Raw genomic sequence first — 15,828 nt, forward strand, 5'->3', positions numbered from 1 at the left:
CGGCCGCCGCACCGGGCTTTTCCGTCCCGGGCCGTTACCGCGTCCTGCCCGCCCCCTTCGTAGGAGAGCCAGCCATGCCGGACACGCCGACCTTCGCCTGCGGCGAGGTCGCCTTGCTGCGGGCCGCCGTCCGGCCGGCCCGCTCCCTCCCCGAGCGCCCCGCCCCGCGGACCACTGAGTCCCCCTCCCCGCAGAGCACCGCCCCCACCTCCCGGGACACCGACCTCGACCAGCTGCGCGCCGCACTCGGCGACGAGCTGCTGCGCGAGGCCGTCGCCGTGTCCAGCCCCTCGCTCAGCCGGGTGCTCGACCAGGTCGAGGCCGGGCTGCCGGTGAAGCCCAAGCAGCTGCGCAAGGCGGCCCGCGCGGTCACCCGCTACCGACTCCGGATGTCCGACCGGGCCACCCCGTTCGGCCTGATGGCCGGGGTGGCCGTCGCCCGCTTCGCCGACCGCCCCGCGGTGCGCTGGGGCGGGCGCCCGCGCAAGGCGGCCCGCCCCGACCAGGAGTGGCTGACCGGGCTGGTCGCGGCGCTGGAACGCGAGCTCCCGGTGCTGCGCGGGCTGCGGGTGACCGCCAACGACCTCTGCCGGGTGCGCGACGACCGACTGGTGCTGCCGTACCTGCCGGTGCCGGGCACGGAGCAGCGCACCGCCGGACGGGAGCTGTCGATCCGCCACACCGCGGCGATCCGCACCGTGCTGGAGCGCGCCGCCGGGCCGCTGTCGTGGGCCGAGCTGCACCGGGCCGTACTGGCCGCGCACCCGCAGGTGGAGGGCGCGGCGGTGGACTGGCTGCTCGGCGAGCTGGTGCGCACCCAGATCCTGCTGACCGACCTGCTGCCGCCGGCCGCGGAGCCGGACCCGATCGGGCACCTGCTGGAGCGGCTGTCCGGCCTCCCCGTCGCGGCCGAACTGCGCGCCGTCCGGGACGACTTGGCGGCGTACCAGCGCACCGAGCCGGGCGCCGGCCTGCCCGCGTGGCGAACCCTGACGGAACGGATGCGCCGCTTGCACCCCACCGAACGGCTGGTGCAGGTCGACCTCGGCCTCGACGTCGAGGTGCGGCTGCCGCCGGCCGTCCGCCGGGAGGTCGAGCGGGCCGCCCACGCGCTGTGGACGGTCTCGGCGGGACGACCGGGGCCGGCACACCTACGGCAGTACCACGAGGACTTCCTGGAGCGGTACGGGCTGGGCCGTGCCGTGCCGCTGCTCGACCTGCTCGACCCCGAGCGCGGCCTGGGCGCCCCGGCGGGCTACCTGCTGCCGCGCAGCACCCGGGCGCTGCGGCCCGGCGAGCCTGACGACCCGCGCGACGAACTGCTGCTGGCCCTCGCCCAGCGGGCGGCCGTGAGCGGCGAGCGCGAGCTGGTGCTCGACGAGGCGCTGCTGGCCCGGCTCGGCGGCACCGCGGGCGATGCCACGGCCGGGACCGCGGCCGACAGCCCCGGCGGCACCGCGCCGCCCTCGCTGGACCTGCTGGTCGAGCTGCGGGCCGCCTCCCCCGAGGCGCTCGCGGACGGCGACTTCACCCTGGTGGTGAGCGGTACCGGCGTCACCGCCGGGGCGATGGCGGGCCGTTTCGCGCCGCTGCTGGGCGAGGCCGGCCGACCGCTGACCGAGGCCGTGCGCACCCTGCCCACCGACAACCCGGAGGCCGTCCGGGCCCAGCTGCTCTTCCGGACGCCCCGCGCCCACAGCGCCAATGTGGCCCGGGCGCCGCAGGTGCTGCCGTACACCGTGACGCTCGCCCAGTTCGCCGACCGCACCGACCCGGGCGTGCTCGGGCCGGCCGACCTCGCGGTGGTCGCCGACCACGACCGGCTCGCCGTGGTCTCCCGCCGGCTGGGCCGCGAGGTGGTGCCGACCGTGCCGCACATGCTGGCCACCGATGTGCACGCGCCCAACGCCGCCCGGCTGCTGGACGAGCTGTCCCGCAGCGGCGGACCGGCCTGGCCGCGCTGGCGCTGGGGCGCCGCCGAGCGGCTGCCCTTCCTGCCCCGGGTCCGCTCCGGGCGCACCGTGCTCAGCCCAGCCCGTTGGCGCCCCGAGGAGCCGGAGCTGCGCGACCCCGCCCTGCCGTACCCGCAGTGGTCGGCGCGCCTGGAGGAGTGGCGGCGGCGCTGGCGGGTGCCGCGCGTGGTGCAGAGCGTCAGCGACGACCAGCGAATCACCCTCGACCTCGGGGACGAGCGCCACCGCGAGCTGCTGCACCACGCGTGGACCGGTTCCGCCGACGGCCACCTCCAGGAGGTGCCGGAGCAGCCGTCCGACTGGCTCGGCGCGGGCGGCCGCAGCAACGAGCTGGCCTTCACGCTCCTCCGCCGCTCCCCCGGCACGGCACGAACCCCGGCCGTGGCACCGCCCCGCCGGCGCACGGTCTACGGCCCCGGATCCTCGCCCTGGCTGTACGCCAAGCTGTACTGCGCCACCGCCCGGCAGGACGAGCTGCTGAACCGGCAACTGCCCACTCTGCTGGAGCAGTTGCCGACAGCGGTCGACCGCTGGTTCTACCTCCGCTACCTGGACCCGCAGCCGCACCTGCGCCTGCGCTTCCACGGCGACCCGACCGCGCTTCGCACCGAACTGCTGCCCGCCCTCGGCGCCTGGGCCGACCGACTGGCCGCCGCCGGCCTCGCCGACCGCCTCGTCCTGGACGGCTACGAGCCCGAGTTGGAGCGCTACGGCGGCCCGGCGGCGATGGCGGCGGCCGAGCAGGTGTTCGCGGCCGACAGCCGCTCCTGCCTCGCGCAGCTCCGGCTGCTGCACGAACGCCGCCTGGGCCTCGACCCGTTGACCCTGCTCGCGGCCAACTACGTCGACCTGGCGCACCACTTCGGCGACCTCGGCCTGCTGACCCGCCGGTACCGCGCCACCGAGCGGCACCACCTGCCCCCGGCCGTACGGGAACAGGCCCGCGCGCTGATCGACCCCGACGGCCACTGGAGCGCCCTCGGCCGGCTCCCCGGCGGCAGCGAGTTGCTCGCCTCCTGGGACGAGCGGGCCGCCGCGCTGGCCGCCTACCGCGCGCGACTGGACGAGCGGTGGAGCAGCACCGACACCGCGCTCGGCGCACTGCTGCACATGCACCACAACCGGCTGGTCGGCGTGGACCGCACCGGCGAGGAGCGCTCGCTCGCGCTGGCCCGGCGCACGGTGCGGGCCCACCTGGGCCGGGCGGCCGCACTCGGTGCGGAATCCCGGGCCGTCCCCGGAGCACCCGACACCCTCGAAGCCCTCGACACCGTCGCAGCGGCCGACACCGCCGGAGCCGTCGCATGAGCCCGACCACCGATCACACCGCCACCATCACCCCGCTGCGCGAACGCGCCGCCGCGGCCGTCGCCGTCGCCGCCGAGCGGCTCGCCGACCCCGAGCGGGTGGCCGCCGCACTGACCGCCGCCGGCCGCCCCTGGGACCCGGCCGGCCTGGCCGGCGGCGCCCCCGGCATCGCCCTGCTGTACGCCGAACTCGCCCACCACGACTCCACCTTCCGCACCACCGCGCACACCTGGCTCGGCCTCGCGGCCCGCGCGGCCCGCACCGCCGCGCCCGGCACCGGGCTGTACGACGCCGTGCCCGCGCTCTGCTTCGTCCTGCCCAGGGCGGCCGCCGGTCCGCAGGACTACCGCGCTGCCCGCGACCACCTGCGTACCGGGACCGCCGACCTGGCCGAGCGGCTGGCGGGCCGGGAGCGCCGACGGATCGCGGACGGCGCGGGCCACACCGCGCTGGAGTCCTACGACCTGATCTCCGGTCTGGCCGGGCTCGGCGCCGTCCTGCTCGACCAGGACCGACCGGCGACGGAGGAGGTGCTGAGCGGCCTGGTCGCGCTCACCGAGCCGCTGGCCGGTCTGCCCGGCTGGTGGGTGGCCCAGGACGTGCACAGCTACCGCGCCGTCGCACCGGAGCTCGGCCACGCCAACCTCGGCCTGGCGCACGGCGCCCCGGGCCCGCTCGCCGTGCTCGCGCTGGCCTGGCGGCAGGGGCTGCGGGTGCCCGGGCAGGCCGAGGCCATCACCCGGCTGGCCGAGTGGCTGCTCGACGCGGCCCGGACGGACCGGACCGGACCCTGGTGGCCCACTGCCGTGGAGCTGACGCGCGACGCCGACGCGCCCGACGCCGACGTGCCCGAGCAGGACGCGCCCGGCCAGGAGGCACCCGGGCGACCGTCCTGGTGCTACGGCTCCCCCGGCATCGCCCGCGCCCTCCAGCTGGCCGGGCTGGCCCTCGACGTCCCGACCTGGCGCCGCACCGCCGAGGACGCGCTGCTCGCCGCCCTCGACCGCGACCACCTCCGGGCCGGCCCCACCGACGCCGGGCTCTGCCACGGCTGGGGCGGCCTGCTCCAGTGCGCCTGGCGCATCGCCCAGGACGGCGCCGACCCCCGGACGGCTGAGCGCCTCCCCGGGCTCGCCGCCCACCTGCTCCAACTCTTCGACCCCGACGCCCCGTTCGGCTTCACCGAGCCCCGGACCAGGAACGGCTGGACGGACGACCCGGCCGGCTTCCTCACCGGCGCCGCCGGAGCCGCCCTCGCCCTGCACACCTTCGCCACCGAACGCGCCCCCGCCACCACCTGGGACCGGGCCCTGCTGCTCGCCTGAGCACACCCCCGCCCGCGCCCACCCGAGACCGGAGGAACCCACCCGGCGCTCCGCCCGACCACCCCCACCTGAGCCCCGATCACCCCACCCGAGGCCCGAATCAACCCACCGAACGCTCCCCCGCCCGATCCGAAAGGCCCACCGATGCCCCCCGCCGCCACACCCCCCGCCTGGCGCCTGCTCGCCCGCCAACTCCGGCCGCAGCGCGGACGGTTGGCGGTGGCCGGCACCCTCAGCCTGCTCGGCGGCCTGGTCGGTCTGGTGCAGCCCGCCGCCGCCCGGGGCGTCCTGGACTCGCTCACCACCCACCGGCCGACCGCCGCCCCCGCCCTGCTGCTCGCCGGGATCATGCTGGCCGGGGTGGCGCTCAACGCACTCGGCTCCTACCAGCTCCAGCTGATCGCCGAGACCGTGGTCCGCCGCTCGCGCGGCACCCTGGCCGCCCGGCTGCTGCGGCTGCCCGTCCCCGAGTTCGACCGGCTGCGCCCGGGCGACCTGATCTCCCGGGTCACCTCCGACACCACCCTGCTGCGCGCCGCCACCGCCCAGGCGCTGGTCGGCTCGGCCACCTCACTGCTGCTCACGCTCGGTGCCCTGGTCGCCATGCTGCTGCTCGACCCGGTGCTGTGCGGGGTGACCGTCGCGGTGCTGCTGCTGGTCACCGTGCTGTCCGGCGGGCTGTTCCCCCGGGTGATGCGCGCGGCCAAGCAGGCGCAGACCGTGCTGGGCGAGCTGGGCGCACTGCTGGACCGGTCGCTGGGCGCCTTCCGCACCGTCAAGGCGAACGGGCTGGAGCCCCAGCTCACCGCCGAGGCCGCCGGCGCCGCCGAACGCGCCTGGGCGAGCGGCAGCCGGGCGGCCGCCTGGGAGACCGTCGCCGAGGCGCTCTCGGCACTGGCCGTCCAGCTCGCCTTCCTGGCGGTCCTCGGCCTGGGGGCCGCCCGGGTGGCCGACGGCCGGCTCGGCGTCACCAGCCTGATCAGCTTCCTGCTCTACCTGGTCTACCTCGGCCCGCTGCTCTCCCAACTCGTCGCCGGTACCGGCCTGTTGCAGCGCGGACTGGCAGCCGTCGAGCGGATCGCCGAGGTCGAACGACTGCCCGTCGAGCCGCTGACCCCCACCCCCCTGGCCCCCGAGCCGCTGACCTCCGAGCCGTTGAGCACCGCCGCCCCCAGGCCCCCGCGCACCCCACCCCGCACCCCCGCCCGGCTCGCCTTCCAGGACGTGACCTTCCGCTACCCCGACCGCGACCACCCCGTGCTCCGCGACCTCACCCTCGACCTGCCGGCCGGCGGCCTGACCGCCCTGGTGGGCCCGTCCGGCGCCGGTAAGAGCACCCTGTTCGCCCTGCTGGAACGCTTCTACGAGCCCACCTCCGGCGCCGTCACCCTGGACGGCCGTGAGCTGCGCGACTGGCCGCTCACCGAACTGCGCGCCGCCATCGGCTACGTCGAACAGGACACCCCGGTGCTGGCCGGCACCCTCCGGGAGAACCTCTGCCTCGGAGCGCCCGGCGACGTCCCGGAGGCCGAGCTGCGCCGCGTTCTGACCCTGACCCGGCTCGATGGCCTCACCGCCACGCTGCCCGCCGGTCTGGACACCCCCCTCGGCGAACGCGGCCGCGCCCTCTCCGGCGGCCAGCGCCAGCGGGTCGCGATCGCCCGCGCCCTGCTGCGCCGCCCGCGCCTGCTGCTGCTCGACGAGCCCAGCTCCCAGCTGGACGCCGCCAACGAGCAGGCGCTGCGCGAGGCGGTCGCCCAGGTCGCCCGCTCCACCACCGTCCTGGTGATCGCCCACCGGCTGGCCACCGCCGCCGACGCGGAGCGGATCGTCGTCCTCGACGCCGGGCGGATCCGGGCCGTCGGCACCCACACCGAGCTGCTCGCCCGGGACGACCTGTACGCCGCCCTCGCCCGCACCCAGCTCCTCGCCGTCTGACCCGCCCGCGTCCCCACCGGCGGCCCGGCCCCCGCCGTCTGGGAGGATGACCGGATGCCCGAGAACCCCCTGTCGGACCGCTGGCCGCTCGCGCCGTCCGGCGCCGCCGACTGGCTCCGGGAGCTGTGCGCCGACGACGGCGTCACCGGCTTCCTGACGCCCCCGCTGCCCGACGCCGCCTGGGTGCTCAACGCCATGTACGAGCACGAACGCGGACCGGTCGACATCTCGTACCACGAGCACCGCCAGGCCCTCCTGGCGGCGGGACGCATCGAGCCGCTCTCCGTGGCCGGCCTCGACCTGGAGGTCGGCATCGCCACCGGCGGCGGTCTCGGTCGCGCCGAGCACCCCGGCCCCGGCTGGCGGCGGCTGCGCTGGGCCGAACTCGCCCGCCGCACCGGCGACCCGGTCGTCCCCGAGGGCAGGCCGCCCGCCCGCCACTGCTTCCCGTCCGCCCGCAAGGACGGCAGCTGGCCGCTCCACCTCGACCCGCCCACCGAGGGCAGCCTCGACCGGGAGACCTGGAACCGACTGGTCCGCGTCCTCACCGCGTACAGCCCGGACGGCCCGGACACCCGCTGCCTCGCCTACTACAACCCGCTGATGCTCCGCGGTGCGGACTTCGAGAACCTGCACGTCCGCGCAGGGCACCTCCGCGACGCCGAGGCCCTCTACGACAACACGGACGCCGATTTCAGCCCGTCCAACCTCTGGGCCGAGGACCGCTCCTGGGTCCTGTGCACCGACTACGACCTGTGGGGCACCAAGGTCGCCGGTCCCCCGGCCCTGATCGAGGCACTGCTGACGGACCCCGAGCTGGAGGCGCTCCGACTGCCCTGGGGCCCCTGACCCGCCCCGGCCTGGTCCGGCCCGGTCCGCCTACCGCCAGGGCGTGGCGGAAATCGTCACCTCCGTGTCCTTGCCGCCATCGGCCCGCCCGAGCAGGCTGGAGGTGTGAGCAGCCCGCGCATCGTCTTCGCCGTCTTCCCGGACTTCCAGATCCTCGACCTGACCGGACCCCACGAGGTCTTCACCCAGGCCGGGCGGCTGACCGGCGGGGTCGTCGTCGACACCGTGGCCGCCGCCCCCGGGCCGGTGCCCGCCAGCAGCGGTCTCGGCGTCACGCCGACCCTGACGATCGACCAGGTCGACCAGGTCGACGGCCCGGTGGACACCCTGATCGCCGTCGGCGGCCGGGGCGTCCACCGGGCCTGCGAGGACCGCCGCTTCGTCGACTGGTTCGCCCGAACCGCCGGGCGGGCCCGCCGTACCGCCTCGGTGTGCAGCGGCGCCTTCCTGCTCGGCGCCGCCGGACTCCTCGACGGGCGCCGCGCGGTCACCCACTGGTCGCGCTGTGACCAACTGGCCGAGCAGTACCCGGGGGTCACCGTCGAACCCGACCGGATCTTCGTCCGGGACGGCGAGCTGTGGACCTCGGCCGGGATCACCGCCGGTCTGGACCTCGCGCTCGCCATGACCGAGGCCGACCACGGCCCCGAGGTCGCCCGCACGATCGCCCGCCAACTGGTGATGTTCGTCCAACGACCGGGCGGTCAGGCCCAGTTCAGCGCCCAGCTGGCCGCCCAGCGGCCGGACCGGGCCCCGCTGCGGGACGTCCTCGACTGGGTCGCCGACCACCCCGAGGGCGACCTCGGCGTCCCGGCCCTGGCGGCCCGCGCCGCGATGAGCGAGCGGAACTTCACTCGGGTCTTCCGCGCGGAGACCGGCCGCACCCCCGCCGCGTACGTCGAGAGCGTCCGGATCGAGGCCGCCCGGCGGCTGCTGGAGACCACCGCGGTCACCCTCGACGCCGTGACCCACTCCTGCGGCTTCGGCACCGTCGAGACCCTGCACCGCAGTTTCAAGCGCAGCCTCGGCGTCACCCCGGGCGAGTACCGCAGGCGCTTCTCCGCCCACGCCTGACACCCGCCCCCACCGCCCGCCCGCCGCCCGTCCACCTCTGATCGAAAGGCCCCGCCATGCGCATCGCCATCCCGCTCTTCGACGGCTTCACCGCCCTCGACGCCGTCGGCCCGTACGAGGTCCTCCGGATGCTCCCGGAGGCCGAGGTCGTCTTCGCCGCCGCCGCTCCTGGCCCCGTCCTGGACACCGTGGCCTCGCTCGGCCTGCTCGCCACCGCCTCGTTCGACGAGGTCACCACGGCCGACGTCCTGCTGGTCCCCGGCGGCCCGGGCGCCCGCCGCGGCCTGACCGACGAGCTGCTGCTCGACTGGATCCGCCGCATCCACGCCACCACCACCTGGACCACCTCGGTCTGCACCGGCTCCCTGCTGCTCGCCGCCGCCGGGCTGCTCGACGGGCTGGAGGCCACCACCCACTGGAGCGCCGTCGACAGCCTGGAGTCCTACGGCGCCCGCTACACCGCGCGCCGCGTCGTGGAGCAGCCCGGCGGCATCGTCACCGCCGCCGGGGTGTCCTCGGGCATCGACATGGCACTGCGGCTGGCCGAACTGATCGCCGGGCGGACCGCCGCCGAGGCCTTCCAGCTCGCCATCGAGTACGACCCCCAGCCGCCCTTCGACGCGGGCTCCTACGCCAAGGCCCCCGAGGCGGCGAAGGCCTACCTGGCGAACCGCCCCCAGCGCGCCGGCGGCCCGCTGCTCTCCGCCGGGACCGACCGCCACCAGGGGTGACGGCATGTGACATGCTGCTCCCGACCTGGACGCGCCCGCGGAACCCAGCAGGTCGGTAGCCGGGAAAGGCCGTCATGTCCGCCAGTCGCCACCTCCGTCCGCACGGCTCCGGCCCGGTCCTCCGGGCGGCCGTCGCCGCCGCCCTGGCCCTCGGGGCGGCCGCCTGCACCGGTGGCGGGGGCACCTCGGCCGCCGGCCCGTCGGGCCCGAGCAGCCCCGCCTCCACCACGGCGGCTCCGAGCTCCCCCGCGGCCGCTCCGGCGACGCCGAGCACCCCCGCGGCCGCTCCGGCGACGCCGAGCACCCCCGCCGCCGGTGGCGCGACGCCGAGTCGCGCCGCCGGTCAGGGGCCGACCCCGGCCCTGGAGGCCTGGGTGTACCCGGGCTCCACCGGCGAGGCCACCTGCCGGGCACCGGCGGAGTACCGGGACGGCCGACTGCGCGACGGTGTCCTGAAGGCGGAGTACTGGCAGGTCGACAAGGACGGCGCACTGGTGCTGCAGACCGCCGAGAACCTGCCCTGCAACGGCTTCAGCGACGCCAACGCAGCCGACATCAAGGCGCATTCGGCCGCCCAGTACGTCACCGTCTCGGCCATGGACCGGGCCACGGTCGCCGCCCTGGTCGGCGACCCCGGCCGGCGGACCGCCGCCGTCTCGCAGCTGACCGGGTTCACCAAGCGGATCGGCTTCACCGGCGTGGACATCGACTTCGAGGACTTCTGGAACTGGTCCCCGGACGACGAGCGCGGCTACCAGGCCTTCGTCACCGAGCTGGCCCGCGACCTGCACGCCGCCGGGCTGCGGCTCCAGATCGACGGCCCGGTCGAAGTCGCCGACGGCGACTCGCCGTTCGACTACACCGCGCTGATGAAGGCCGGCGCGGACCAGTTGGTCGTGATGGACTACGGCCGGATGTTCAACACCACCGGTGGCCGCTGCCTGGCCGTCTCCCCGCACGACTGGGTCCGGGCCGGCGTGGCGTTCGCCCGCGCCAAGGTGCCGGACCCCGACCGGCTGGTCATCGGCCTGGCCTCGTACGGCTTCTCCGCGCCCGACCCCTGCGACACCGGCAGGATCAAGGACAGCGTGCCGCTCGCCGACCTGCGTGAGCGGCCGGGCTACAGCGAGGACCCGGCCACGGTGGCCGCCCGCCGGGACGCCGGCTCCGGCGAGGTCCGCTGGACGAACGGCGGAACGCTCTACGACTACACCGACCAGGCGGGCATGGACGCCAAACTGGCCGTGCTCAGGGAGGCGGGCGTCACCCGGGTGTCGGTCTGGGTCCTCGGCGGCAACCCCTGGTTCTCCGCCGCCGCCCTCGGCCGGTAGCCGGACCGGGCCCGACCGCCCGGGCCCGGCTCAGCGGTACCAGGTCCGGATGCCGGCCGCGGTGTCGCGTACCGAGGCCTGGCCGGAGCGGATCCGGGCGGCCAGCTCGACGGCCTGCTTGGGTTCGGCGGTGACGATGACGCCCGAGGCGCTGAGGTAGGCGGCGGCGACCACCGCCGCGAAGTGCTCGTTGACGGACTCCAGCGCCGGGACGCGGATCAACTGGTGCATCAGCGCGGCCGCGCGCTGGTGCACCGCGCCGTAGACGGGGACCTCCATCACCTCGTCGGCGTGCCGGGCCACCGCGGCGGTCAGGGTGCCGTAGTCGGTGACATCGGGATCGCCGGGCAGGAACTGGTGGGCGATGTCGAGCAGCCAGGCCCGGTCGATCCGCAGGATCACGCCGCGTCCGCCGTGGCGTCCTCGCGGCTGCCGCGCGGGTAGGGCCCGAACTCCTCCTCGAAGGCCGGGCCCCAGGCGTGGGCGAAGTGGGCGGCGGCGGTCAGGAAGCGCTCGCGCCGCTCGTCCGCCTCCTCCGCCAGCACCTTGCGCGCGTAGTCCGGCAGGCTCATCCCGGCGGCCTCCGCGCGCTGCTCCAGCGCCTCGTGCACGGCGTCGTCCAGTCGTACGTTGAGCTGCTTCATGGCGGCGAGCGTAGCCAGCTGTACCGCGCGATACAAGGCGGCCTCGGAACAGCCCGGACCGGCAGGGCGGCGTCAGAACACCGGGGCCCGCCCCAGCCGGGTCATCCGCCACACCGTGCGCCAGCTCAGCGGGCGGCGGGGCGGGCACGGGGTGCGGATGCCCTCCAGGAACCCGGCCCACCAGGCCCGCAGTCCCGCCCTCGGCGGACGGCGGCTCAGCGTGTAGAGCGCCCAGGCGACCAGGTGCAGCGGCACCAGCACGGCGGGCAGGTGGCGCTTGGCCAGCCAGACCCGGTTGCGGGCGGTGCGGCGGTAGTAGGTCTCGTGCCGGGCGGGGTCGGTGCGCGGATGCTGGAGCAGCAGGTCGGCGCGGTAGTGGACGGTCCACCCGGCGTCCAGCACGCGCCAGGCGAAGTCGGTCTCCTCGTGGGCGTAGAAGAACGGCGCGCAGAACCCGCCGACCCGGGCGAACACCTCCGCCCGGATGGCGTGGCCGCCGCCCAGGAAGCCGGTGACCTCACCGGAGCGCAGCGGGTCTCCGGCGCCCGGGCGCGGTACGTGCCGGCGCTGGGTGTGCCCGGTCTCGTCGGCGATCCGGAAGCCGACCACACCCAGCCGCGGGTCCTCGGCGAAGGCCTCCCGGACCAGCCGGAAGGTGTCGGTGCGCGGCAGCAGGCCGTCGTCGTCCAGGTTGACCAGGACGTCGATGCCGCCGAGCCGACGGAGCTTCTCGGCGCCGAGGTTGCGGCCGCCGGGGATGCCGAGGTTCTCGGGCAGCTCCACCGCGTGGACCCAGGAGGGGAGTTCGGGCAGCGGGACGCCCTGACCGAGCACCACCACGGTCGCGGCCTCGCCCTCCTGGGCGGCCACCGAGTCGAGCAGCGCGCGCAGCTCGCGGGGGCGGTCGCCCATCGTCAGCACCACCACGCCGAGGGTCACGCCCATCCCGCACCCGCCCTATCCGCCGTTCTCCCCGTCCTCCTCCACCCGGACCTCCAGCGCCAGCGCGGGCCAGTGCCGCGCCCACCGCGCCAGCCGGTCCGGGTCCAACGGGCTCGGTACGAACAACGAGTCGTCCGGCCGGAACGTCACGCAGGTGCCGGTGGTGCCGTCGGGCTCGATCGGGTCGAGTCCGGTGGTGGGGAGGCCGTGCTCGTAGCGCTGGGTCCAGGCGCCGTCGGCCCGGCGGTTGGTGTGCAGCAGCCGGGTGCTGAGCGCCGCGACCACGGACATGCCCCGGCGCGGGTGCCCGTCCGGGAGCGACTCGGCCCCGGGGTGGTCGAAGAAGCGCAGGTCCTTGGTCGCCATGACGGGCTTCTTGACCACCTCGCCGTGCTCGTCGACCCGGGTGTCGGTGCCCCGTCCGTCGTCCCGGACGGAGACCGAGCCGTCGGCGTGCAGGGTGACGGTGCACCGGCCGGCGCCGCGCGCGGCCGCCTCGTCGGCGGGGTAGGCGAGCACCTCCAGCACCAGGTGGGCGACGCCGCCCGGCGCGAACTCCGCCGGGGCGGCGCGGATCCGGGCGAGGTGTTCGGCGTCCACGGCGGCGGCCCAGTCGTGGGTGGTGTTGGTCCAGTCGGCCCTGCTCGATCCGTCCATCCGAGGAGTATGCCGGAGCAGCCGGCCCGGGGCACGGGTCCGGTCGGTCAGCCGCCGCCCGCCACCAGCTGGTCCCCCAACCCGCTACGCCGGTACAGCACTTGCCGCCCGTCCCGGGCCCGGGCCACCAGGCCGGTGGCGTGCAGCACCCGCAGCTGCTGCGAGACGGCGCTCGGGGTGACGCGGAGCCTCCGGGCCAGTTCGACGGTGGGCAGCGGTTCCTCCAGCAGCAGGAGCAGTCGGGCGCGCGGGGCGCCGAGCAGGGTGGCGAGGGCGGTCGGGTCGGGGGCCGGCGGGGTGTCCCAGAGGGTGGCCACGCCGCGGCTGGGGTAGACCAGGCGCGGCGGTTCGTCCGGGCTGACCGGGGGCGCGGGCTTGTGGGCGAAGACGGACGGCAGGAGCATCAGGCCCTGACCGGAGGGCGCGACCCGGTGGTGGCCGATCATCCGGTCCACGTGCAGCACCCCGTTCTCCCAGCGCAGGTCGGGGTGCATGCCGGTGAACAGCAACCGGGCTCCGCCGAGGGCGAGTTGGCGGGCCCGGTAGGTCATGTCCGCCTCCAGCACCAGCCGCATCCGGGGCCAGAGCGGCTCGATCGCCACCGTCCAGTAGCGGCGCAGCAGTGCGCAGACGGCGTCGCGCAGAGCGAGGACGGCCGCGTCGTCCCCGTCGAGGGCGTCCCGCAGGGCCTCCGGCACCGGGTCGGGCGCGTGGGCGAGCCGCAGATCGTGCCGCAGCACGGCCGCCGGGGCCCGTGCCACGACGGCGAGTTCCTCCGCGAAGTCCGGCGCGAAGCGCTCCGGGGTCGGGGTGAGGACATCGGGCAGGGTGCGCCGGCGGGCGACCAGGGCCAGCAGCAGTTCGGTGTCCGAACCGTCGAGCCGCTGCCGCGCCCAGCGCCGCCAGGGCAGGTGGAGGGCGGAGAGCCCCGGGTCCTGGAGGACCCGCAGGCTGAGGACGGCCTCGTGCAGCGGGGAGAGCGCGAAGCGGGTGTCGGCGAGGTCCTCGACGTCGAGTTCGAAGCTGATCATTAAGTGCCACGCTACATCGATTGGCGCCGCCCGGCGGGTGCCGTGCACTTCCTTCCATGACCCGCTCCATGCCCGGCTCCACCCCCGGCTCCACGCCCCACCCCACGACCCGCGCCATGCCCCGCCGGCTCCTGGCCCTCCTCGCCGTCACCTGCGCCGTGGCAGTCGGCAACCTCTACTTCCCGCAGGCCGTCGGCCCGTTGGTCGCCGCCGGCCTGCACGTGTCACCGGACGCGACCGCCGTCGTGGTGACGGCCACCCAGCTCGGCTACACCGCCGGCATCGTGCTGCTGGTGCCGCTCGGCGACCGGCTGCCCAACCGCCCGCTGCTGGTCGTGCTGCTGTCGCTGACCGGCCTCGCCCTGCTCGCCGCCGGCTGCGCCCCGGCGCTCGGCCCGCTGACGGCCGCCGGCGCGGCGGTCGGCCTGACCACCGTCGCCGCCCAGGTGGTCGGCCCGCTGGCGGCCGGACTGACCCCGCCGGAGCGCCAAGGGGCGGTGATCGGCGTGCTGTTGAGCGGTTCGACGGCCGGGATGCTGCTGGCCCGCACCTTCGGCGGCACGCTCGGCGAGTGGCTCGGCTGGCGGGCCCCGTACCTGGTCGCCGCCGCCGCGGCGCTGCTGCTCGCGGTCGTCCTCGGGACCGCCGTGCCGACCACCGTCCCGACCTCCCGCCAGCCGTACCGGGCGCTGCTCGCCGAACCGTTCCGGCTGCTGCGCACCGAGCCCGAGCTGCGCCGCTCCAGCCTGTACCAGGCCTGCGTCTTCGCCGGGTTCTCCGCGGTCTGGACATGTCTGGCGCTGCTGCTCACCGGCCCGGTGTACCGGCTGGGCGCCCCGGCGGTGGGCCTGCTGGCCCTGGTCGGGGCGGCCACCGTGTTCTGCACCCCGTACGCGGGCCGGCTGGTGGACCGGCACGGGCCGGACCCGGTGAACCTGGTCTGCCTGCTGGGCGTGCTCGGCTCGGCCCCGGTGCTTGCGCTCGGCGTCCGGGGCGGCCCGCTGGGGCTGGCGGCGCTGGTGCTCGGCACGCTGCTGCTGGACGTGGCGATGCAGTGCGGGATGGTGGCCGGCCAGGCCCGGGCGTACGCGGTACGCCCGGACGCGCCGGGCCGGGTCAAGACCGCCTACATGACCTGCGGCTATCTGGGCGGCAGCGCGGGCTCCTGGCTCGGTGTCCGGGTCTGGGGCCGGGCCGGGTGGTGGGGCGTGTGCGCACTGCTCGCCCTGCTGGCCGCCGTCGCGCTCGGCCGCCACCTGTCGGCCGTACGGCGGGCCGGGCGGCAGGCACGACGCGAGGCCCGACACGCGGCCCGGCGCGCGGCCGGGACGACCCCGCTCAGCCGGTGACCAGCCGTCGGCCGCTGATCTCGGCGCACCGGATCCGCACCCAGCACGGCCGGTCGCCGCCCGCCCACGGGGCCGCGCCGGGCAGGCCGTCGAGCCGACGCACCTCCTCCGGGTCGTCCAGGTACTGCGCCGTGCCGAGGGCGAGCACGCTCCAGCCGCGCCCCAGGTACTCGTCGATCCGGTCGACCTGGAAGGAGACCTCGGCCCCCGGCTCGGGCGCGGTGGCGGTGCCGTGGCCGGTGCGGTAGGCGAAGGAGGCGTGGTCGACCACGTAGTTGACGGGGTAGACCGCGGGGCCGGGGCGCACCGGCAGGCCGATCCGGCCGATCCCGTGCGAGCCGACCAGCTCCCAGCACTCGGCGTCGGTCAGGTCGAGCAGCCGGGGCCGGGGGCCGGGCCCGCCGCGCCCGGGCGGGGCGTCCGCGCGGCCCTCCAGGAGTTCCTGCCGGCTCAGCCCGAGGGCGGCGGCGATCCGGACGAAGCCGCCGGGGTCGAACTCGGGCCCGGCCTGCAGCAGGTGGCCCAGGTAGCGCGGCGCCATCGCGGCCCGGTGGGCGAGGTCCGCCTCGGTGAGCCCGAGTCGCTCGCGCCGTTCGGCGACCCGGCGGGCCACGGCGGTGGGGTCGGACTCGGTGGGATCGGATGCGGTGGTGTCGTTCACGGTGGTGGCTCCTCG

At 76.4% G+C, this 15,828-nt stretch carries 14 protein-coding genes; 8 read left to right on the plus strand and 6 right to left on the minus strand.

The annotated features are described in order from the left end of the window. The first annotated feature begins 74 nt into the window (after nt 1-74). From ACIP4P_RS24645 to ACIP4P_RS24675, 7 genes are all read left to right on the plus strand, one after another. Complete coding sequence (locus tag ACIP4P_RS24645; protein ID WP_400921765.1) at nt 75-3,281, plus strand: lantibiotic dehydratase; 3,207 nt, start codon at nt 75-77, stop codon at nt 3,279-3,281. Next, entirely contained in the window at nt 3,278-4,606 is a 1,329-nt protein-coding gene (locus ACIP4P_RS24650; RefSeq protein WP_400921767.1) for a lanthionine synthetase C family protein, read from the plus strand. Before ACIP4P_RS24645 ends, ACIP4P_RS24650 begins: the two co-directional genes overlap by 4 nt. 144 nt (nt 4,607-4,750) lie before the next feature. Next, entirely contained in the window at nt 4,751-6,544 is a 1,794-nt protein-coding gene (locus tag ACIP4P_RS24655) for an ABC transporter ATP-binding protein (protein WP_400921769.1), read from the plus strand. A 54-nt stretch (nt 6,545-6,598) separates the two neighbouring features. Further along, on the plus strand, nt 6,599-7,393 hold the full coding sequence (locus tag ACIP4P_RS24660; protein ID WP_400921771.1) for a hypothetical protein: 795 nt from the start codon (nt 6,599-6,601) through the stop codon (nt 7,391-7,393). A 105-nt stretch (nt 7,394-7,498) separates the two neighbouring features. Then, nucleotides 7,499-8,467, plus strand: a complete 969-nt coding sequence (locus tag ACIP4P_RS24665; protein WP_400921773.1) for a GlxA family transcriptional regulator — start codon at nt 7,499-7,501, stop codon at nt 8,465-8,467. A 56-nt stretch (nt 8,468-8,523) separates the two neighbouring features. Then, nucleotides 8,524-9,198, plus strand: coding sequence for a DJ-1/PfpI family protein (locus tag ACIP4P_RS24670; protein WP_400921774.1), 675 nt, complete (start codon nt 8,524-8,526; stop codon nt 9,196-9,198). Nucleotides 9,199-9,272: 74 nt separating this feature from the next. Next, nucleotides 9,273-10,529, plus strand: coding sequence for a glycosyl hydrolase family 18 protein (locus ACIP4P_RS24675; protein ID WP_400921776.1), 1,257 nt, complete (start codon nt 9,273-9,275; stop codon nt 10,527-10,529). A gap of 30 nt (nt 10,530-10,559) precedes the next feature. Here ACIP4P_RS24675 and ACIP4P_RS24680 read toward each other — a convergent pair whose 3' ends face one another. From ACIP4P_RS24680 to ACIP4P_RS24700, 5 genes are all read right to left on the minus strand, one after another. Next, nucleotides 10,560-10,931, minus strand: a complete 372-nt coding sequence (locus ACIP4P_RS24680; RefSeq protein WP_350515136.1) for a fic family toxin-antitoxin system, toxin component — start codon at nt 10,929-10,931, stop codon at nt 10,560-10,562. Next, nucleotides 10,928-11,173, minus strand: coding sequence for a plasmid mobilization protein (locus tag ACIP4P_RS24685; protein ID WP_350515135.1), 246 nt, complete (start codon nt 11,171-11,173; stop codon nt 10,928-10,930). The genes ACIP4P_RS24680 and ACIP4P_RS24685 overlap by 4 nt, the downstream gene beginning before the upstream one ends. 72 nt (nt 11,174-11,245) lie before the next feature. Continuing rightward, entirely contained in the window at nt 11,246-12,118 is an 873-nt protein-coding gene (locus ACIP4P_RS24690) for a glycosyltransferase family 2 protein (RefSeq protein ID WP_400921779.1), read from the minus strand. 12 nt (nt 12,119-12,130) lie between these two features. Continuing rightward, entirely contained in the window at nt 12,131-12,772 is a 642-nt protein-coding gene (locus ACIP4P_RS24695) for an ATP-binding protein (protein ID WP_400921782.1), read from the minus strand. Nucleotides 12,773-12,819: 47 nt separating this feature from the next. Then, nucleotides 12,820-13,803, minus strand: a complete 984-nt coding sequence (locus ACIP4P_RS24700; protein WP_400921784.1) for an ArsR/SmtB family transcription factor — start codon at nt 13,801-13,803, stop codon at nt 12,820-12,822. A gap of 56 nt (nt 13,804-13,859) precedes the next feature. Here ACIP4P_RS24700 and ACIP4P_RS24705 point away from each other — a divergent pair, with 56 nt between their 5' ends. Next, nucleotides 13,860-15,152, plus strand: coding sequence for an MFS transporter (locus tag ACIP4P_RS24705; RefSeq protein WP_400921787.1), 1,293 nt, complete (start codon nt 13,860-13,862; stop codon nt 15,150-15,152). Here ACIP4P_RS24705 and ACIP4P_RS24710 read toward each other — a convergent pair. Further along, nucleotides 15,142-15,813, minus strand: coding sequence for a pyridoxamine 5'-phosphate oxidase family protein (locus ACIP4P_RS24710; RefSeq protein WP_400921789.1), 672 nt, complete (start codon nt 15,811-15,813; stop codon nt 15,142-15,144). The genes ACIP4P_RS24705 and ACIP4P_RS24710 overlap by 11 nt on opposite strands. Between the last annotated feature and the right edge of the window lie 15 nt (nt 15,814-15,828).

It is taken from the genome of Kitasatospora sp. NPDC089509, assembly GCF_044749365.1.
GTDB lineage: Bacteria > Actinomycetota > Actinomycetes > Streptomycetales > Streptomycetaceae > Kitasatospora.

What these genes read in the sequence shown, in the direction of transcription:
- ACIP4P_RS24645 (WP_400921765.1), top strand. Translation starts at nt 75, where the DNA reads ATGCCGGACACGCCGACCTTCGCCTGCGGCGAGGTCGCCTTGCTGCGG.
- ACIP4P_RS24650 (WP_400921767.1), top strand. Translation starts at nt 3,278, where the DNA reads ATGAGCCCGACCACCGATCACACCGCCACCATCACCCCGCTGCGCGAA.
- ACIP4P_RS24655 (WP_400921769.1), top strand. Translation starts at nt 4,751, where the DNA reads ATGCCCCCCGCCGCCACACCCCCCGCCTGGCGCCTGCTCGCCCGCCAA.
- ACIP4P_RS24660 (WP_400921771.1), top strand. Translation starts at nt 6,599, where the DNA reads ATGCCCGAGAACCCCCTGTCGGACCGCTGGCCGCTCGCGCCGTCCGGC.
- ACIP4P_RS24670 (WP_400921774.1), top strand. Translation starts at nt 8,524, where the DNA reads ATGCGCATCGCCATCCCGCTCTTCGACGGCTTCACCGCCCTCGACGCC.
- ACIP4P_RS24675 (WP_400921776.1), top strand. Translation starts at nt 9,273, where the DNA reads ATGTCCGCCAGTCGCCACCTCCGTCCGCACGGCTCCGGCCCGGTCCTC.
- ACIP4P_RS24685 (WP_350515135.1), bottom strand. Translation starts at nt 11,173, where the DNA reads ATGAAGCAGCTCAACGTACGACTGGACGACGCCGTGCACGAGGCGCTG.
- ACIP4P_RS24690 (WP_400921779.1), bottom strand. Translation starts at nt 12,118, where the DNA reads ATGGGCGTGACCCTCGGCGTGGTGGTGCTGACGATGGGCGACCGCCCC.
- ACIP4P_RS24695 (WP_400921782.1), bottom strand. Translation starts at nt 12,772, where the DNA reads ATGGACGGATCGAGCAGGGCCGACTGGACCAACACCACCCACGACTGG.
- ACIP4P_RS24700 (WP_400921784.1), bottom strand. Translation starts at nt 13,803, where the DNA reads ATGATCAGCTTCGAACTCGACGTCGAGGACCTCGCCGACACCCGCTTC.
- ACIP4P_RS24705 (WP_400921787.1), top strand. Translation starts at nt 13,860, where the DNA reads ATGACCCGCTCCATGCCCGGCTCCACCCCCGGCTCCACGCCCCACCCC.